Annotated in this window: 19 protein-coding genes; 15 read left to right on the plus strand and 4 right to left on the minus strand. The window is 64.5% G+C overall.

Annotated elements, in window-relative coordinates; genetic code table 11:
* Positions 1–36 precede the first annotated feature (36 nt).
* Positions 37–1362 carry an ISNCY family transposase gene (locus NX784_RS11280; protein WP_258816756.1) on the plus strand — a complete coding sequence of 442 codons (1326 nt, stop codon included), beginning with the start codon at positions 37–39 and terminating at the stop codon, positions 1360–1362.
* A 123-nt stretch (positions 1363–1485) separates the two neighbouring features.
* Here the strand turns inward: NX784_RS11280 and NX784_RS11285 are convergent, their stop codons facing one another.
* Positions 1486–1989 (minus strand): DciA family protein, encoded by a 504-nt coding sequence (locus tag NX784_RS11285; RefSeq protein WP_258816757.1) that lies wholly within the window; start codon positions 1987–1989, stop codon positions 1486–1488.
* A gap of 245 nt (positions 1990–2234) precedes the next feature.
* Between NX784_RS11285 and secA the strand changes: the two genes are divergently transcribed.
* Positions 2235–5018 (plus strand): preprotein translocase subunit SecA, encoded by a 2784-nt coding sequence (gene secA, locus NX784_RS11290; RefSeq protein WP_258816758.1) that lies wholly within the window; start codon positions 2235–2237, stop codon positions 5016–5018.
* Positions 5019–5172: 154 nt separating this feature from the next.
* Complete coding sequence (locus tag NX784_RS11295; RefSeq protein ID WP_258816759.1) at positions 5173–5955, plus strand: hypothetical protein; 783 nt, start codon at positions 5173–5175, stop codon at positions 5953–5955.
* A 31-nt stretch (positions 5956–5986) separates the two neighbouring features.
* Here NX784_RS11295 and NX784_RS11300 read toward each other — a convergent pair whose 3' ends face one another.
* Positions 5987–6997, minus strand: coding sequence for a MerR family transcriptional regulator (locus NX784_RS11300; protein WP_258816760.1), 1011 nt, complete (start codon positions 6995–6997; stop codon positions 5987–5989).
* Between the two features lie 287 nt (positions 6998–7284).
* On the opposite strand from NX784_RS11300, the gene NX784_RS11305 reads away from it, so the two are divergent.
* From NX784_RS11305 to NX784_RS11315, 3 genes are all read left to right on the plus strand, one after another.
* The gene (locus NX784_RS11305; protein WP_258816761.1) at positions 7285–7671 is read left to right on the plus strand and encodes a hypothetical protein; all 387 of its coding nucleotides are present in this window, start codon (positions 7285–7287) and stop codon (positions 7669–7671) included.
* 672 nt (positions 7672–8343) lie between these two features.
* A complete protein-coding gene (locus tag NX784_RS11310) occupies positions 8344–9333 on the plus strand; it encodes a TauD/TfdA family dioxygenase (RefSeq protein ID WP_258816762.1) in 990 nt (329 codons plus the stop codon).
* On the plus strand, positions 9327–10247 hold the full coding sequence (locus tag NX784_RS11315) for an AEC family transporter (protein ID WP_258816763.1): 921 nt from the start codon (positions 9327–9329) through the stop codon (positions 10245–10247). Before NX784_RS11310 ends, NX784_RS11315 begins: the two co-directional genes overlap by 7 nt.
* Positions 10248–10253: 6 nt before the next feature.
* Here the strand turns inward: NX784_RS11315 and NX784_RS11320 are convergent, their stop codons facing one another.
* Positions 10254–11330, minus strand: coding sequence for an AI-2E family transporter (locus NX784_RS11320; protein ID WP_258816764.1), 1077 nt, complete (start codon positions 11328–11330; stop codon positions 10254–10256).
* Between the two features lie 173 nt (positions 11331–11503).
* Here NX784_RS11320 and argJ point away from each other — a divergent pair, with 173 nt between their 5' ends.
* From argJ to NX784_RS11335, 3 genes are read left to right on the plus strand one after another with little or no spacing between them, the layout of a single operon-like run.
* Positions 11504–12742, plus strand: a complete 1239-nt coding sequence (argJ, locus tag NX784_RS11325; protein WP_258816765.1) for a bifunctional glutamate N-acetyltransferase/amino-acid acetyltransferase ArgJ — start codon at positions 11504–11506, stop codon at positions 12740–12742.
* 4 nt (positions 12743–12746) lie between these two features.
* Positions 12747–13652 carry an ATP-binding protein gene (locus tag NX784_RS11330; RefSeq protein ID WP_258816766.1) on the plus strand — a complete coding sequence of 302 codons (906 nt, stop codon included), beginning with the start codon at positions 12747–12749 and terminating at the stop codon, positions 13650–13652.
* A complete protein-coding gene (locus NX784_RS11335) occupies positions 13645–14064 on the plus strand; it encodes an NUDIX domain-containing protein (RefSeq protein ID WP_258816767.1) in 420 nt (139 codons plus the stop codon). The genes NX784_RS11330 and NX784_RS11335 overlap by 8 nt, the downstream gene beginning before the upstream one ends.
* Before the next feature lie 24 nt (positions 14065–14088).
* Here NX784_RS11335 and NX784_RS11340 read toward each other — a convergent pair whose 3' ends face one another.
* Entirely contained in the window at positions 14089–14745 is a 657-nt protein-coding gene (locus tag NX784_RS11340) for a YfbM family protein (RefSeq protein ID WP_307735954.1), read from the minus strand.
* Between NX784_RS11340 and NX784_RS11345 the strand changes: the two genes are divergently transcribed.
* From NX784_RS11345 to NX784_RS11370, 6 genes are read left to right on the plus strand one after another with little or no spacing between them, the layout of a single operon-like run.
* The gene (locus NX784_RS11345) at positions 14723–15523 is read left to right on the plus strand and encodes a S8/S53 family peptidase (RefSeq protein WP_258816769.1); all 801 of its coding nucleotides are present in this window, start codon (positions 14723–14725) and stop codon (positions 15521–15523) included. The two genes, NX784_RS11340 and NX784_RS11345, sit on opposite strands and share 23 nt — an antisense overlap.
* 12 nt (positions 15524–15535) lie before the next feature.
* Positions 15536–16456: a cyanobactin maturation protease PatG family protein gene (locus NX784_RS11350; RefSeq protein WP_258816770.1), complete on the plus strand. Its 921-nt coding sequence runs from the start codon at positions 15536–15538 to the stop codon at positions 16454–16456.
* A complete protein-coding gene (locus NX784_RS11355; protein WP_258816771.1) occupies positions 16453–17367 on the plus strand; it encodes a hypothetical protein in 915 nt (304 codons plus the stop codon). Before NX784_RS11350 ends, NX784_RS11355 begins: the two co-directional genes overlap by 4 nt.
* A gap of 26 nt (positions 17368–17393) precedes the next feature.
* On the plus strand, positions 17394–17636 hold the full coding sequence (locus NX784_RS11360) for a hypothetical protein (RefSeq protein ID WP_258816772.1): 243 nt from the start codon (positions 17394–17396) through the stop codon (positions 17634–17636).
* Positions 17633–18571: a hypothetical protein gene (locus tag NX784_RS11365; protein ID WP_258816773.1), complete on the plus strand. Its 939-nt coding sequence runs from the start codon at positions 17633–17635 to the stop codon at positions 18569–18571. The genes NX784_RS11360 and NX784_RS11365 overlap by 4 nt, the downstream gene beginning before the upstream one ends.
* A gap of 12 nt (positions 18572–18583) precedes the next feature.
* Positions 18584–19120, plus strand: coding sequence for a hypothetical protein (locus tag NX784_RS11370; RefSeq protein ID WP_258816774.1), 537 nt, complete (start codon positions 18584–18586; stop codon positions 19118–19120).
* Position 19121 lies beyond the last annotated feature (1 nt).

A 19121-nucleotide genomic window follows, 5' to 3' on the forward strand; every position in this document is an offset into this window, starting at 1 on the left:
AGCAAAGTAGAAATGTCCGCTTTTGCTAGATAGCTCATGCTGTTGATTCCGAATGGTTTGGAGTCGAGTGTGGGCAAAGTCGGGAGCATTACGATGGAGGAGTTGGAGCGCGCCGAGATCATCGACGCCAGTATCAGGGGCGAGATCACGGCAGTTATTGCGGCCAAGCGCCTTGGGCTGACGACACGTCAGGTACGCCGCCTGCAAAAGCGCTTTGAGCAGGAAGGCGAGAGCGGAATGATTTCCCGGCAGCGGGGCAAGCCGAGCAACAACCGGCTTGCTCCCGAGGTGGCGCAGAAAGCACTGGAGCTGGTGCGTGACTTGTATACCGACTTCGGACCGACGCTGGCATGCGAACAGCTGCGGGAACGGCATCAGCTGGCGTTGTCGAAGGAAACCCTGCGCAACTTGATGATCGAAGCCGGACTTTGGATTCCGAAAGCGGCCCGACGCTCCCGACTGTATCAACCGCGCGAGCGACGCCCCTGCGTCGGGGAACTGGTTCAGATCGATGGCAGCCGACACCACTGGTTCGAAAAGCGCGCCGATCCCTGTACATTGCTGGCGTATGTCGACGACGCGACGGGAAGAATCCTGCATCTGCACTTTGCCAGGACCGAGACGACCGCGAGCTATTTCGAGGCCACCCGACGCTACCTCGAACAACATGGCAAGCCGCAAGCCTTCTATGCGGACCGGGCGGCAGTCTTTCGCTCGCCATCAGCAACGAATCGCACCCGGACCCAGTTTCAGCGCGCACTCGACGAGCTTGGAATCGAACTGATCTGCGCGAACTCGCCTCAGGCGAAAGGTCGCGTGGAACGCCTGAACCGCACATTGCAGGATCGGCTGGTCAAGGGCTTGCGACTGGAAGCGATCAGTGACATCGAGACTGCCAACACATGGAGTCACAACTTCATTCAACGCTACAACGCAGGCTTTTCCCGCGTCCCGCGCAACCAGTTTGACGCCCACATGCCACTTCAGCCAAGTGACGACCTGGCACTCATCCTGGCCCTGCACGATCGCCGCAAGCTCTCTACGAAACTGACCCTGCAACATGCCGCATTGCAGTACCTCGTCGAAGACCGGCCCAGTACACGTGGACTCATCGGTCAACCCATCGATATCTACACCTATCCCGATGGCCGCGTGGAATTGCGTGCACATGGCGACATCCTCGCCTACACCACGCTCGAAATCCCACGCATGAACAAGGCAATCGACGTCGATAGCAAGACTCTCCACCATCTCGTCGACAAGAAGGTGCGCAACCGCCACTACCGCGACAATCAGCCTGCCGCCGTCATCGCTCAGGGTGTTAGCTCAGCAAAGAAAACGTCCGCTCAAAAGCGTGTTTGAAATCCTACAAAAGCGGTCATTTCAACTTTGCTTAAAGCGGACATTTTAACTTTGCCTTTACACACCCTATGATTGCAGCGGACGTGCATATAACGTTGACGTAGACGTATCACAATACGTCGGTCATCCCGATTTCTTGCGCCGCTCCGCCAGCCGCTTGATGGCCGCGATGAGCGTCGCGTTCTGCGGCGTCTCCGGCAAACTCTCTCCCAATTCCTCGAACGCCTCCACCGCCGTCGGCGGCAACGTCAGCGAGGACGGCTTCAGCTCTTCGCGCACGGGCACGTTCGGGCGCATCTGGATCTTGATGCGCACGTTCTCCACCTGCCATCCCTTCTTCTGCAAGCCCGCCTGCAGCTTCGGCAGCTGCTGCTTGAGCTTGGCCGCCACGGCCGAGGAGGGCACGGCGAGCGTGAGCGCGCCGTCCTGGAACGACAGTACCTCGCAGCCGGCGTACATCGGCGGCAGGATGTTCTTGACGTCGCGCTGCAGGTTTCCCACGCGCAGGGCGGTCGGCATCAGCGCGGCGAGGCGGTCGTTGGCGCGCAGGAAGTCGGTGGCGCCGAACGACGTCTTGCGGTCGCGGGTGCCGTAGATGTGGAAGGGGCGTTGATTCGAGGACTGCATGCTCGGAACATACCACAGCCGCGGGCCCTGCCGCGAAGAATCGTGCGCGCTGTGCGAAATCGAATGCAGTTTGATAACATTTTTTGCCAGCCGCACTTGTGATACGCCGGGCGACCCCCAAGTGTGGCCGGATCGCATGATAAAATCGGTGGCTTTTTGCCATTGGCGCTCTCGGGAGGATATGTTTTTGCTATCATCCTGGGCTCCTCGGACCTTTTTCGCGGCGTACTTTTGAAGAACACAGCATGTCATTCCTGACCAAGATTTTCGGCAGCCGTAACCAGCGTCTGCTCAAGCAATACCAAAAATCCGTGCGCGACATCAACGCGCTCGAGCCGCAGATGGAAGCGCTGTCCGACGCCGATCTCCAGGCAAAGACGAACGAATTCAAGCAACGCCTGGCCGGGGGCGCGACGCTGGACGACATCCTGGTGGAAGCGTTCGCCGTCTGCCGCGAAGCCGCCAAGCGCGTCATGAAGATGCGCCACTTCGACGTGCAGCTGATCGGCGGCATGGTTCTCCATTACGGCAAGATCGCCGAGATGGGCACGGGCGAAGGCAAGACGCTGATGGCGACCTTGCCCGTGTACCTGAACGCGCTGTCCGGCAAGGGCGTGCACGTCGTGACGGTCAACGATTACCTGGCCCAGCGCGACGCCGAGCAGATGGGCCGCCTGTATGGCTGGCTCGGTCTGACGACGGGCGTGAACCTGTCGCAGATGGACCACGACAGCAAGCAGAAGGCGTACGCGTCCGATATCACCTACGGCACCAACAACGAATACGGCTTCGACTACCTCCGCGACAACATGGTGTACGAGATGCGCGAGCGCGTCCAGCGTGGCCTGAACTTCGCCGTCGTGGACGAAGTGGACTCGATCCTCATCGACGAAGCACGTACTCCGCTGATCATTTCCGGCCAGGCCGAGAATCACACGGAGCTGTACCACAAGATCAACGAAGTCCCGCCGCTGCTCACGTTGCAGATCGGCGAGGAGACCCCGGACGGCAAAGGCGAGGTCGAAGTCCCGGGCGACTACACGAAGGACGAGAAGGCGCACACCGTGCTGCTGACCGAGGCCGGCCACGAAAAGGCCGAAGCCATCCTGACGAAGATGGGCCTGCTGCCGGAAGGCGCGTCGCTGTACGACGCCGCCAACATCACGCTGATCCACCACCTGTACGCCGCGCTGCGCGCGCACGTCCTGTACCACAAGGACCAGCACTACGTCGTGCAGAACAACGAAGTGGTGATCGTCGACGAATTCACGGGCCGCCTGATGACGGGCCGCCGCTGGTCCGACGGCCTGCACCAGGCCGTCGAAGCGAAGGAGGGTGTGCGCATCCAGAACGAGAACCAGACCTTGGCCTCGATCACCTTCCAGAACTACTTCCGCATGTACGGCAAGCTGTCCGGCATGACGGGTACGGCGGACACGGAAGCGTACGAATTCCAGGAGATCTACGGCCTGGAGACCGTCGTCGTCCCGCCGAACAAGCCGTCGCAGCGCAAGGACCGCCAGGACCAGGTCTACAAGACGGCGCAGGAAAAATACCAGGCCATGCTGGTCGACATCCGCGACTGCTACGAGCGCGGGCAACCGGTCCTCGTCGGCACGACGTCGATCGAGAACTCGGAACTGCTGTCGGGCATCCTGACGAAGGCGGGCCTGCCGCACAACGTGCTGAACGCGAAGCAGCACGCACGCGAGGCGGAGATCATCGCGCAGGCGGGTCGTCCGAAGATGATCACCATCGCCACCAACATGGCGGGCCGCGGTACCGACATCGTCCTGGGCGGCAACGTCGAGAAGCAGATTCAGTTCATCGAAGCCGACGAAGCGCTGTCGCCGGAACAGAAGGCCGAGCAGTCCGCGACGCTGCGTTCGGAATGGCAGTCGCTGCACGACCACGTCGTCGCGCAGGGCGGCCTGCACATCATCGGTACCGAACGCCACGAGTCGCGCCGCGTCGACAACCAGCTGCGCGGCCGTTCGGGCCGCCAGGGCGACCCGGGCTCGTCGCGCTTCTACCTGTCGCTGGACGACCCGTTGCTGCGCATCTTCGCGGGCGACCGCGTGCGCGCCGTGATGGACCGCCTCAAGATGCCGGAAGGCGAACCGATCGAGGCGGGCATCGTCACGCGCTCGATCGAAGGCGCCCAGCGCAAGGTCGAGGCCCGCAACTTCGACATCCGCAAGCAGCTGCTGGAATACGACGACGTCGCCAACGACCAGCGCAAGGTGATCTACACCCAGCGTAACGAGTTGCTGGAAGCGGCCGACATCTCCGAGCTGATCGCATCGCTGCGCACCGGTGTCTTCACGGACGTCGTACGCACGCACGTGCCGGCGGAATCGGTGGAAGAGCAGTGGGACATCGCCACCCTCGAACGCGTGCTGGCCGACGAATGGGCGCTGCAGGTGCCGCTGGCGAAGATGCTGGAGGACGAGCCGAACCTGAACGACGACGACATCCTCGAACGCGTGCTGGCTGCCGCCGAAGCGTCGTACGAGGCGAAGGTCGGCATCGTCGGCAAGGACGCGTTCGGCGGCTTCGAGCGCAACGTCATGCTGCAGAATATCGACACGCACTGGCGCGAGCACTTGGCCGCGCTGGACCACCTGCGCCAGGGCATCCACCTGCGCGGCTATGCGCAGAAGAATCCGAAGCAGGAATACAAACGCGAAGCGTTCGAGCTGTTCGGCGCCATGCTGGACCAGATCAAGAACGAGGTGATCCGCACCATCATGACCGTCCGCATCCAGACCCGCGAGGAAGTCGAGGCGGCGGAAGCCGCGATGCAGGCCGCCGCCGCGCACCTGGAAAACGTCAACTACCAGCACGCCGACTTCGACCCGACGGCGGCACCGGAAGAACTGATGGCGCCCCTCGCAGTCACGCCGGGCACGACGGCGATGGCGGACGATCCGGCCACCACGTACCTCGGGATGAAAGTCGGCCGCAACGACCCGTGCCCGTGCGGCAGCGGAAAGAAGTTCAAGGCTTGCCACGGCAAGCTGGCGTGATGCCGTAGCGCCCAACGAAAAGCACCCCGCGGGGTGCTTTTTTTTCGTCCTGGGCGCACTGTCGGATTTAATAAACTGGATAAACGATATTCATTATTTTCCCGGCGGCGCGAGCCGGGTAACATCGAGGATCCGCGTTGAACGAGGACCGACCATGTTGACCGATGCCGCCGCACCGCCGCTACCGCCGCGCCGGGCGTTCGCGCCCAGCCACCCGGCCGATGGCGTGCTCATTCTCATCTATGTCGCGCTGATCTGGGTCGGCATGATCGTCGGCTTCGGCGGCGAGATCGCGCGGCACCTCAAGAACGACGACCCGCCTTATCCGCTGATCCTGCACGTGCATTCCGCCGTATTCGTGACGTGGCTGGTGGGGTACACGGCGCAGGTCCTGCTGATACGGACGGCGCGGCCGGCGCTGCACCGGCGCCTCGGCGTGGCGATGGCGTGGTGGATCGGCGTGATGGCCATCGTCGGCACGGCGACGGCCTACACGATCCAGAACCGCAACTTCGGCACGGGGCACAGCGACCCTGCATTTTTCAGCGTCCAGATGGGCGACCTGATCGGCTTCGTGGGCCTGAGCGTGGCCGGCATCGTGTATCGCAGGCGGCCCGCGGCGCACCGGCGCCTGATGCTGCTGGCGATCCTGCAACTGAGCACGGCGGGCTTCGCGCGCTGGCTCGGCGGGGCGATCGGCGCCGCGTACCCGTTCGGCCACTGGGGCCAGAGTTTCTGGGCGACGTTCCTCACGCTGCACCTGACGAACGACGTCATGGTGCTCGGCATCGGCGCCTGCGACCTCGTCACGCGCGGCCGCCTGCACCCCGCCTACGTGGCGGGCGTGATCTGGAGCTTTGGCGTGCAGGTCACGCACGTCAGCCTGTATCTGTGGCCCGCCTGGCTGCCCGTCGCGAAGATGCTGCTCGGGCATTGATAAACGGTCCGCCGGTGCGGGCCGTCCGGGCTCAAGGCGTCATCGCCTTGCGCAGCCAGGCAATCGTCGCATCGCTGATGCCCGGGCCCATGCGCAGAAGGGGATCCGTCGCGGTGGCCTTGCGGAAGACATCGACGTCGTGCGGATCGTTGCCGACCATGTCGTGGAACAGTGCCAGCCACTGGCGCCCGAGGTCGCGTGCGCGCGGTCCCGTCGCGTCCGGATCGGCCTGGATCTCGGCCTGCACCTGCGCGATGAGCGGCGTCCACTCGTGGCCGCGCGCGGTGAAGTGGCGGCGCATGCGCTCGACGACTTCGGGACGCATGTGTTTGGCCCAGGCGTCGAACTTGAGTTCGCCGACGGCCGCCTTTACGTAGTCGAAGACCGCCGCGGGCATCCCGACGGCGTCCTTCTCGCGTGCGGCCATCATGTTCAGCTTCGATGCGAGCACCGGGTCGCCGCCCGTGTCGCGCTCGAACGTCTGCAGCCAGCGCAGGGCGAAGGCCTTGGCGGCATCCGCGTTCGGCGGCACCTGCGATTCGACGAGGCCGCGCGCCTGCTCGACCATGCCTTGCCACTGGGCGCGGGCGGCGTCGCTGCGGACCATCGGCAGGCGGTCCAGTTCCTCTCTCGTGAAATAGCGTTCGTACACGTTCGTCATGTCCATGGTGTTCTCCAGTGTGGTGAGCCACGTGGACAGGTCCGGCGCGGTGCCGTGCACGAGTTGTTCGCGCACGCGCAGCAGCTGGTCGCGCAGGCGCCTGGCTTCCGCCAAGCGCACTTCGAGCGATTCCAGCTGGCGGTCGATGATCGCCAGCGGCGAGCCGGCCGGACTGTCCAGCGTGAGGCCGATGTCGGACAAGCTCATGCCGAATGCGCGCAGGGCCTGGATACGGTGCAGGCGCGCCACGTCATCGCGGTCGTAGAGCCGGTAGCCGGCATCGGAACGGGCCGAAGGACGCAGCAGCCCGATGCTGTCGTAGTGGTGCAGGGTGCGCACCGTCAGGTTGGCCAGCGCGGCCAGCTCTCCTACTTTCAGCATCGTTCCTCTCCGTTCTTCAGCGTGATGCCATGGTCAGGCCTCACGTGGCGTGAGGGTCAAGGGGATTCGGGGCCAGAAGGCGAATAATGCGTATTCGGGTCCAACGCCGCCTGACGCAAGTCGAGATGGAAAATCGGGTAGACCTGTTTTGCCATCAGGTTTATCAGCTCATATCAGTGGCCCAAGCCGGGTGCACAGTATCGCACAACCTCTACAATTCACGCGATATATGTTACCCTTCCGCAAAATGCGCCGATATTTCGGTCATCTGAAAAGTATGCCTGACCATGAATAAAATTGATTTCTCCAAATTGTCGCAATTGGCCTCCGCATCGGCTGCCGTGACCGCGACCTGCAAGTGCAGTGCCGTTCCATTGCGCGCCTGGCAAAAACTGCCTCTTTCGCTCGATCTGCACGATCTTGTGGAAATCGGGACCCTCATCGACGATCCGTACGACGAACCGACTTTCAAGGAATATCACCCGCAAGGCACGCGGTATGAGAGCGAAGACGCGCCCATTGCGCCGCGTTATTTCCCGTGCAATCGTAGCCAGGTATTATATTGTCAGGCGTGTGGACGTCATTTTTTGCAATATAACGAGGCAGGCGGCTATTTCACCGAACTGCGAATTCGTGCCTTGAGGCCGGAGTTGCTGGTTGATGCTCCACTGTAAGCGGTCGTTTTGAAACGTCGGCCTCATCGGCTCACACGCCCCAGCTTCGAGGCGTCCCCCGCGTAACATTCCTGAGCTCTCCCTTCATATCGACATGCCGCCGCCTGGGCGGCATCGCCAGACGCAGGATTCGCCTGCCCCACGCGCCTCGCGCAGTTCTCGCTCCGCCCCCTCACGCGCGCTTCATCGCTGCCAGTCGGTCGAGGCCGACGGCTGGCAGCACACTCCTGCTGGCGCAGCCAAACAATAAAGCCGCCGGCAAAGCAGGGCGATTCAAGGTTTTTATTCCGATTGGACAAAATAATTGGAAAAACACCGGGGCTGGCGTTTGATTTATTGTAAATAAAAGCGCGGCGCGAATATTGGAAACGTTGGGTGCCGTATGAATGTCTCAAATATACACTCAGAAAATTCCTATTGTGCGCACGTCATTTCTTTTTATATTGACACGGTTGATTATCAAACAAGATAATTCTGCCGCTAAAGAATGAGCCGGCGCCGCCTGTAATCAATTGTCCAGGGGCTATTTTCAATTTCTCGTAATGCAGCCAGCATTTCCTTTCAATTATTTGGATTTCATGTGCGGCAATTTATACATCGAAGTCTTTGTCGCACATTCACCCGAAGCATGCAGAACAATACTAAAAAATGAATAATACTTGTCTTTTCAAATTGACCGACACCGAACGCGATCGCCTCGGTAGCGCGTTAAGCAAGATCGCGTACGATCCCAGCGGCTCCCTGGCCTATATCACTGATTTGCGCATGACAGCGATTTCGACCCTACCGCGACGTATCATCGACGCGCTTTCCGAACAGCGCGCATCCATCCAGCCAAGCTCGCATCTCGTTTTTGAAAACCTGCCGACGGACGAGCAGGTCTTCACGACGCCGGATCCGGACGTCTTCACGCCCGGATCCAAGAGCGGGCACGTCAGTGAAAACCTGATCATGGCTTTCGCGGCGCTGATCGGCGAACCGTATTCGATCCTGTTCGAAGGGGGAGACATCGTGAACAATCTCATCCCGACCAGGCGTGCAAAACGTGAATACACCGGCCTGGGTTCCGAAGTGGAACTGGATTTTCACATCGAGAACGCCGCATTGAAGTTCATGGGGGACTTCAATTTCTCGCCGCTGGGCCTGTTGCTGACCGGAGTCCGTCACGACCCGGAAGGGCCGCTCACCCGTCTGGCGGATGCGCGTATCGCCCTGCAGAACCTGACTGCGGAAGACATCGAATGCCTGCGCATGCCGCTTTACCGCATCAAAGTCCCTTATCGCTGGCGCCGAGGCAATATCGTTCAGACCGAACCCGTACCGCTGGTGCGTGGCAGCGCAAGCCTGCCCGAGGTCAGCGCGGTGTTCTATCCGGACATGGTGGAAGCTCAATCGAGCGCTGCGGCCGCCGCAATGGCGAATTTCTATGCGGCGATACGCGAAAGTTCATTCGGCATCGATGTCACGCCTGGCCGCCTCGTGTATATCGACAATCGCTTCACCTTGCATTCCCGAGACAAGTTCAGCGGCACGAATGACGAGTTTGGCAACCCGATGCGCTGGGTGCAGCGGGTCTTCGTCGCGGCCAACCTATGGAACCACCGGAATCTCAATCTGGTGAAGTCTCGTGTGTTCCAGCCGGGGGAAACCGTAGAATGCTGAATATCTTCTTGTCGGTCTTGCCGATTTTCCTGCTCATCACGGCGGGTTATGTGGCCAAGAACCGCTTCGTGCGAGACGACGGCTTCTGGAAAGCCGCGGATAAACTCGTGTATTACGTTTTCTTTCCATCGCTGCTGCTGCTTGATGTAAGCGATGCGAACTTCGCCAGTGCCGACACGTCCAGTTCGATCCTGGCGACCGTGGGCGGCACGGTGCTGGTAGCGATCTTTATCCTGGTTGCCCAACGTGTGGTCACGGTGCGCAACGATCTGTTCACGTCGATCTTCCAGGGCGGCGTGCGCTACAACTCCTACGTGTTCGTCGCATTGGCGCAGTCGCTGGCCGGCGCGGAAGGCGTGGCGATATCGGGCGTATTCGTCGCTTATATGATCGTGCTGACGAATGTGATGAGTGTGCTCGTCATGAATCATTACGGCACTGGCGGCAAGAAGTCCTTCAAGGGTACGCTGGCTGCAATGGTGCAGAACCCGCTGATCATCGGCGCCATGCTCGGCCTCGCGCTCAATGTGGCTGACTTGCATATTGCCGGCGCCGCAAGGCAGTTCCTGACGTATCTCGGCAATGCGGCAACGCCGCTCAGTTTGATGTCGGTGGGTGCCGGCCTGATGCTGGTCATGCAAGCGCGTCAGGCAATCGCAACGGGTTATGCCGTTGGTCTCAAACTCTTGTTCATGCCGCTTTGCACCCTGACGCTGTTGAAGATCCAGGGAGCATCGGGAACGCCCGCCCATATTGCGTTGTTGTACTCATCGGTGCCATGCGCCGGCAATGCGTACATCATGGCGCGTCAAATGGGAGGGGATTCCGAAACCATGGCCTCCATCATCACCTGGACGACGCTTTTGTCAGCGGTCACGATCACCGTCATCATTGGCACGATCACCCAGTTGTAGCAAGCCTCACGTGGCGTCAGGCTCGAGGGTTCTTGCCTCGCGCAGCGCGCGCGCCTCGTGCCACAAGGTGACGAACAAGGTCATCACGACGGGGCCGATGAACAGGCCGATCAGGCCCAGCGTCTCGACACCGCCCAGGATGCCCAGCAGGACGGCGAGGAACGGGAGTTGCGTGGCGTTGCCGATCATCGCGGGACGCACGAAATGGTCGGCCACGAACAGGACGACGACACCGAGCACGACGATCGCGACTGCGGCGATCGTCGCGCCCTGCCACGCCAGCAGTGCGGCGGCGGCGCCGAAGGCGAGGGGGGCGCCGAACGGGATGATGGCGAGGATGCCCGTCAAGGCGGCCCACAGCATGGCCGACGGCACGCCCGCGAACTGGTAGCCGATGCCCAGCAGGACGCCTTCCGCGAGGCCGACGAGCACCAGGCCGTTGACGGTGGCGCGCACGGCGACGGGCACCTTCAGCGAGAACAGCGTCCAGCGGCGCGTGCCGATCAGGTGGGCGCCGATGGCGTCCGTCTGGCGTTGCAGGGCGGCGCCGTCCTTGTAGAAGAAGAACAGGCACAGGAAGGCGAACAGGATGTCGACGAGGCGGTGCATGACGCCGCTGCCCACGCGCTTGAGGACTTCGCTCGCGGTTTGCATGCGCCCGACGGAACCGTCCTGCAGCAGGTGCGCGAGGCCGTGCGGCTGGCCGAGCGTGGCGAGCCACCAGTTGTAGATGGCGTCGCCGGCGAACGGGATGCGGTGCAGCCACTCGGGCGCCGCGAGGCCTTCCGTGTTGGCGTTGGCGACCAATTGCGCCAGCGCGGGCGCCTGACGCGCGGCCTGCGTGACGCCCAAGGTGAGCGGCGTGATGAAGACGATGGCCATCGCGATGGTGACGAGGGCCGCGGCGAGGATGGCGCGCCCTTTCAACGCCATGCGCACGCGCACGTACAGCGGCCAGGTGGCGATGCACAGGATGGCCGCCCACAGCAACGGCAGGATGAAGCGCTGCGTCAGGAACAGGGCGAACAGCACGATCGCCAGCGAAAAGCCGGCGCTCACTACGTCGCGTTGGTTGTCGGTCATCGGTCCTCCGGGAGATGGGGCATCTTACCAAATGGGCATGCCCGCGGTCGTGATGTTTCCGATTATCAAGTGATGGACTTAAGCATGTATTAACACCGGCCGCTCACCGGTGTGCCCACCGATGAGGCGTTACAATACCGGACCTTCTTTCCATCTTTTCATTAGAGAACGCCATGGCCGTCAATTCCCCCCTGCCCGTCGCCGCCGAACTGAAACCCGTCGCCGGCATCGAACTCGGTTACGCCGAAGCCGGCATCAAGAAGCCGAACCGCAAGGATGTGCTGGTGATGAAGCTCGCCGAAGGGGCGACCGTCGCCGGCGTGTTCACGAAGAACCGCTTCTGCGCGGCGCCGGTCCAGGTCAGCAAGGCGAATCTGGAGGCAGTGAAGGGCGGCGGGAAGCCGATCCGCGCCCTGGTCGTCAACACGGGCAATGCGAACGCGGGCACGGGCGAGCCGGGCCTCGCGAACGCGCAGGCCACGTGCGCGGAAGTGGCGCGCCTGCTGGGCCTCGACGCGCAGCAGGTGCTGCCGTTTTCCACGGGCGTGATCCTGGAACCGCTGCCCGTGCAAAAGATCGTCGCGGGCCTGCCGGCCGCCATCGCGAACCTGAAGGCGGATAACTGGTTCAACGCGGCGGAAGCCATCATGACGACGGACACGCAGCCGAAAGCGGCGTCGCTGACGACGACGATCGGCGGGCACGCCGTCACGATGACGGGCATCAGCAAGGGCGCCGGCATGATCAAGCCGAACATGGCCACGATGCTGGGCTATCTCGCATTCGATGCGAAGGTCGCGCAGCCGGTGCTGGACGAACTCGTGAAGTATGCGGCCGACCGCTCGTTCAACAGCATCACGATCGATGGCGACACGTCGACCAACGATTCGTTCATCCTCGTCGCGACGGGCGCCGGTTCGCTCGTCGTCGATTCGACCGACAGCCCGGACTTCGCCGCGTTGCGGGACGCCGTCACCGGCATCTCGCGCCACCTGGCGCAGCAGATCATCCGCGACGGCGAAGGCGCCACCAAGTTCATCACGATCACGGTGGAGCAGGGCCGCGACATGGACGAGTGCCGCAAGATCGCCTACGCCATCGCCCACTCGCCGCTCGTGAAGACGGCGTTCTTCGCATCGGACCCGAATCTGGGCCGCATCCTCGCGGCCATCGGCTACGCTGGCGTGGACGACCTCGATACGGCCAAGCTGGACCTGTACCTGGACGACGTCCTCGTCGCGAAGGCGGGCGGCCGCAACCCGGCGTACAAGGAAGAGGATGGCCAGCGCGTGATGAAGAAGGCCGAGATCCTCGTGCGCGTCGTGCTCGCGCGCGGCGAGGCCGATGCCACCGTGTGGACGTGCGACCTGTCGCACGACTACGTCTCGATCAACGCCGACTACCGTTCCTGATTCGATGAACCAGCTGGAGAATTTCCTGCACCGCGCCGAGGCCCTGCTGGCGCGCGTGGAGGCGTTATTGCCGCCCGCCGCGCCGCGCGATCCGGATTTCCGTCACGGCTACGCGTACCGCTGGCGCAAGCGGCCGGGCGCGGGCAACGTCAAGTATCTGCAGGCCGTGACGCATCCATCGCACATCCGCCTCGACGACCTGCAGCACATCGGCCAACAGAAGGAACAGATCGAGCAGAACACGCGCCAGTTCGTGGGCAAGCGTCCCGCGAACAACGTGCTGCTGACGGGCGCGCGCGGCACGGGCAAATCGTCGCTGATCAAGGCGTGCCTGAACCAGTTCGCGCCGCAGGGCCTGCGCCTGATCGAAGTCGACAAGGCCGACCTCGCGGACCTGCCGGACATCGTCGATCTCGTGGCGGGCCGCCCGGAGCGTTTCGTCATCTTCTGCGACGACCTCAGTTTCGAAGAGGGCGAAGCGGGCTACAAGGCGCTGAAGGTGGCGCTGGACGGCAGCATCGCGGCGCAGTCGGACAATGTGCTGATCTACGCAACGTCGAACCGCCGGCACCTGATGCCGGAAAAATTCTCGGACAACGACGGCTACAAGCACGTGGCCGACGACGACCTGCACCCGGCCGAGACGGTCGAGGAAAAGATCTCGCTGTCGGAGCGCTTCGGCCTGTGGCTGTCGTTCTATCCGTTCCGCCAGGACGACTACCTGGACATCGTCGGCCACTGGCTGACGAGCTTCGGTTGCACGCCGGCGCAGATCGCGGCCGCGCGCGGCGACGCGCTGCGCTGGGCGCTGGGCCGCGGCTCGCGCTCGGGCCGCGTCGCGTGGCAGTTCGCGAAGGACTACGCGGGCAAGCTGCCGCCCGCACCTGCTCAGGAACAGGTCGATGTCTGAGAAGAAGCCGGTCGATGTGGCGGTGGGCGTGCTGATGCGCCCGAACGGCGACGTGCTCCTCGGCCAGCGCCCGGACGGCAAGCCGTATGCCGGATACTGGGAATTCCCGGGCGGGAAGGTCGAGCCGGGAGAAGACATCTTCCACGCGCTGCAGCGCGAGTTCGTCGAAGAGCTGGGCGTGAAGGTGATCTCCGCCGAGCCCTGGTGCTGCGTCGAACACGTGTACGAGCACGCGCACGTGCGCCTGTACTTCTACATCAGCCGCGAATGGGAAGGCGAGCCGCAAAGCCTGGAAGGGCAGGCGTTCGCGTGGCAGGGCGCGTATGCCGTCAGTCCGTTGCTGCCGGCGACGATTCCGTTGCTCGAGTGGCTGGATCAGGTACGGTATGCGGGGCGCGACGAGGCTGCTTGAGCCTCGTGCGCCGACACGAAACGCTCATGCCAGCCAGTGGATCACCACGTCACCGCGCGCGGCCGCATCCGTATAGAACCGCTGCAACGCCGAGTAGTAACTGAGCAGATACTCGAGCCCCTCTGCCCCTTCCTCTGCCCAGATGGCGGGGTAGATGTTCTTCTCTTCCACCGCGTCCGGATCGTACCGTTGCGCCAACGTCTCCGGCGCGAGCGCGGCCAGCGCTTGCGCGACAGTTTTGACCTCGTCCGGAGTCAGATAGCGAGCCGGTCCATAATCGAGATCCGGTCCGATTTCGGTTCCATCGAGAATCGCCAGCGATAACGGTGGTTCGCCGCCCACGGGGTCACCCGTCAGCAGGTAATGCAGGCCCTGCCAGGCTTTGCCCAGATTCATGGAATTCAGCGGCTCGCTATCGTTGTCCGGATACAGCAGCGCTTCGACCATGTCGGGGTCTTCCAGAAATTGCCCAAGCGTTTGTGGTGTACGCCACGCCCGATACCATCCGTATAAAACTGTTGCGACATCGAGTCGAAACTGACTAGAGACCCGGGCCCTCGTCGCCATTGCTGCTATCGGACTGGACACGGCGTGCAAACCTGCTAACCTTCTAACCTGACTGCCTGTAGCACCCCTCCGATTACCAAAAGGAATCGCGATGACGGGTCTGGACCTCACCATGCAGCGCGAGTTGCTGTACGCGCGGCTGGGTTTCCCGCGACTGCTGCGGGCACAGTGTGCGATGCGTGCCGCCACTGTCGCGTTGCTGGATGGTCCCGTCGACGCGACGGCGCCTCACTTTGCGCGCGTCTCGGCCGTCGCTCAGGGCGACCTCGCGTGGACGCAGACACCGTCCGACCACGCGACGGCCATGGCATCGCTGCTCGTGGTTCCGGGCGCGGACGACCGCATCCACCTGCTGTGCTGGCCCACGCTCGGCGACGCGCATGCAGCGGGCGCGCGCTGTGCGCAGCACCTGCAGCAAGCCTGCGCGGCGCGGCCCGACTTCATCCTGCTGGGCTTCGAATTCCTCGGTACGGCGCCCAGCTTCCTGCAGGCTGCAATGGCCGCGCTCGATACTGCACACGCTGCCGGCATACCCGTACTGGCGCCCGCCGGTAACCATGGCGGCGCCATCACCCATCCCTTGTATGCGCACCCGGCACTGGTGCCCGTCACCACGCCCGGCAGCGCCTGGGGTCCGCAGGCCGCACGGGGCATCGGCGCCCCGGGCGACGCAGTGCCGGTGGTGCTGGCCGGTGGACGCGCCACGACCGCGGCCGGCACCAGCTTCGCCGCGGCGCTGGCGGGCGCCGCGCTCGCGTCACTTGCGGCACGCTGTCCCTTGCCCGCTACCCACCTGTGTGCCGCGCTGCGTCGCGGTACCGGCCCGGCCACCCGCACCTTGCCGCCCGACCTCGACGTCTGGCGTGCATTCCAGCATTTGCCCCCGTCCTGAAAGGAAGCCATCATGACCGAAGCCGCTCCGGACCACATCAGCGCGCCGCCCGCCCCAGCCCACGCGCCTTGCCCCAGCTGTGCCGCAGCACAGGCGGGCGCGCCGCCGCAGCAGTACGTGTACGCGCTTGGCCGGATCGAGGTGCGCTTCCCGTCGCTGGGTCTGGAGCGCGAGTACCAGCAGCGCGAACGTGCGTTGGGGCACGCGCCGGGCGGTCGGCTTGCGCGCCTGTGCGCGGTACTGGAAAAAAATCCGCACCTGGCCGCGCAAGCCTGCTACCTGTTCACCGTGGGCGGCAGCCCCGCCTACATCCTGGCGCCGGCCGGCAATTACCTGCGCGGCGCCCTGTTCGAGGCATTGGCTGCCGGCGAAGCCCAGGACGCTTATGCCGTGGCGGTCGGGCGGCTCGGACCGATGGCGCCGCCGCAGGCATGCGGCGGCGTGCTGGCCCCGGTGCTCCTGGTCGACCAGCTGTACACGTTCCGGCTCGACGAGTGGAGCGGCACGCTGACGCACACGCTGGACGCGGCGCTGAAGGACCGGGACATCCCCGTGGACGCCTTCACGGAAACCGCGCGCGCCCTGTTCAACCGCATCGTCCAGTCGACCGAGAACGTCGGCGCGACCGACGTGCACCGCGCGCTGAACTACCTGATCATGCAGCACCCGGGCATCTTCCTGGCGGCCGCCGAGAAGCGCGAACGGCACGTGCTGGAGCGCATCGAGACGCGGCTCGTGCAGGGCGTGTCCGCCCGGCGCCAAGTGGCGGTGATCCTCGGCTTCACGGAACGTTCCACCGGCATCACGGAGCGCATGTTCACCCGCGTCGACATCACCGAGGAATGGCCGTTCGTCTCCGATGCGGATGGCGAGCGCGGTCCGCTCGGGCTGCAGCCGTGGCTGGAAAACTCGATGCTGGGCATGCCGCTATGACCCTCCTGCCGCCGCTCCTGCCCGCGGCGGTGCTCGCGCTGTTGGGCGAATCCGCCGCGAACGTGGAATACAGCATCGATCACCGCCAGGGCGTGCAGGGCATCACGGTGCCGCTGCGCGGCGACGTGGGAACGGCGCTGGCCCGCGTCGCGGCGGCGGCACGGCTGCCCGGGACGTGGCTGTCCACCGTGCAGCGGCTCATCGCGGCCATGCTGCCGAACGCCATCCTGCTGCGCATCGACACGGACGGCCGCCGCATCGGCGCGCTGACCGCCTACCTGCGCTTTCCACAAGAGCCGGCCGCGCCTGCGCTGCAGGCCCTGCTCGGTGCGACGTCGCGTCTGCAGGTACGGCCCGACACGCTCGCCGCGCTGGCGCAGGCACTGGGCTGTCCCGGCGCCCGCGGCATTGGCATCCGGACCGGTGCCGAGGGCGACCAACGCCTGGCGGTGTATTTCCGCGTCGAGCGCGACGTGCATGGGTTCGGCGCCGCCGCGCTGCAGCAGCTGGCCGGCGCACTCGGCTGGCCCGACGATGCCTGCGGCCCCATCGCCCGCGACTTGCGCGCGCTGCATCCCGGTGGCAGCGTCGGCGTGATCGGCGTCGACGTCGCGGACGACGGGGACATCGCCGCCCTCAAATGCGACCCGGCCAACGTGCCGCTGGCGCGCGCGCTCACTTTCCTGCAGCAGCAGGGAGCAAGCCCGGAGCGCATCGACGCTTGTCTGTCGCTGTGCCGCGCGCTGCGCGCCCGCACGCTCAGCTACGTCGGCGTGAAATACGACCGCAGCGGCCTTGCCGGCTGGCGCCTCTATTTTTCCTATCGCCCGCACGGGGCGGCGCGCAACGGCCAGCCGGCGCTGTTGATCGACACGCCGGGCACCGCCGCGCTGCGGATGCCCCATTACTGAACCCTGACCCACACGAGGAGATTGCCATGCTGCCCGGTTTTACTGCCCTGTCCGATACCCCGCCGCCGATTGCGGCCGCCGGCGCCTGGGACACGCCCAGCGGCGAAGATTGTCGCTTCGCGCGCACCGATACGTTCTGCACGGGGCTTGTCCTGTGGTGCAAGGAAGTCTTTGTATGCCGCAACAACACGATCCAGGGCTACGAGAAGACCAAGACACCCTATCCGTGCGGCATTTGCGTGGGCATCAGCGACCCGTCGGACTGGTGAGAGGCCCGGCCCCCGGTCGGCTTGCCGCCGACGCCGCCGAACTGACGGTCTGTGTCGCCGATGCGCTGGCGCGGCGCCAGCACGGTGACGGCTTCTGGCGCGAGTTCGCGCTGCAGCCCGGTGCGTCCGAGTCCTGGAGCACGGCCTGGATCGCATGGTGCCTGGCACACGCAGGCCAGACGCCGGCACTGCGCCACGCGCTGCAACAGGCGACGCGCGCGCTGCTCGGCTGCGCCCGCCCGCAAGGCTGGGGCTACAACCGCGTCACCGGCTGCGACGCGGACAGCACCGCCTGGACGACGCTGCTGCTCGCCACGACGGCCCCCGCGCGCGCGCGCGCGGCCGTGCACGCCCTGCTGCGCTACGTGGACCCGGCCGGCAACGCGCACACGTTCGACGAGCCGCGCTTCGGCGACTGGTGCGATGCGCATGCGGAAGTGACGGCCGTCGCCTTGCTGGCCCTGCGCGCGGCCGGGTGCGCGCCGTCCACGCTGGCGCCGCTGCGTGCCGCGCTGTGCGCACGCGCGCCGGTGCCGTTCTGGTGGGAGACGGCCGCGTATGGCCACGCCTGGCGGGCGGTCGCGCTGGCCGGCACGGGCGGGGTGCCGCCTGCCGTGCTCGAAGAACTGGACACGTGGCTGCTGGGGCAGGGCGGACGCGACGCGAGCGTGTTCGACCATGCACTGCAGTTGCTGGCGCTGGCCAGCATTGCGCCACGGCACGCCGAACTCGCCGCGTGGCACGCACACCGCCTGCTCGCGGCGGCCACCTGCGCGGGCTGGCCGGGCAGTTGCAGCCTGCTCGTGCCGCCGCAAGGGCAGGGCGGCAACAACGACCTGCCGCGCGGCCCGCACCGCGACGACGGGACCATGACCAGCGCCCTGGCGCTGGCCGCCCTGGCACGCTGGCGTCGCAACCTGCCGGCTGCCGCATGACGATGGAGGCATATGATGCAACGCATATTCTGGAGCCCCGCCAAGCGGGTCGTCGCGATCGTCCTTCTCGGCGCGGGCCTGGCCGGTTGCCCGCTGCCACCGGGCGGCATCAAGATCGCCGTCATCCACTACGACCAGATCGGCGCCTGTCATACGGCGACGCTACCCGACGGTACGATCACGGCACCACCGGGGCACGCGATCGTATTGTTCCGCATTAAGACGATCGACAACACCGCGCCGCCGGTCACCTGGCAATTCAACCCTGGCGCCCTGCAGGTCAATTCGCCCTCAGATGAACAATCGAACCTCGGCAGCATGGGCGGGCCCGTGACCGTACCCGCGAACGGCATCGTCACGGTGAACCGGCCGGTCGGGATCATGGTCGGCGGCACCGTCAATGCGGACGGGTCGGATGCGGCGACCTACAACTACACGCTGCTGTACCCGAATGTGCCGCCGGCACCGGGCACGATCAGCGTGAACGACACGCGGGACATCCACAATTTCCCATGGAACCCGAACTGTAATGCGCTGATCGGCGGCTGAC

Origin of the sequence: Massilia pinisoli, assembly GCF_024753285.1 — a bacterium.
Classification (GTDB): domain Bacteria; phylum Pseudomonadota; class Gammaproteobacteria; order Burkholderiales; family Burkholderiaceae_D; genus Telluria; species Telluria pinisoli.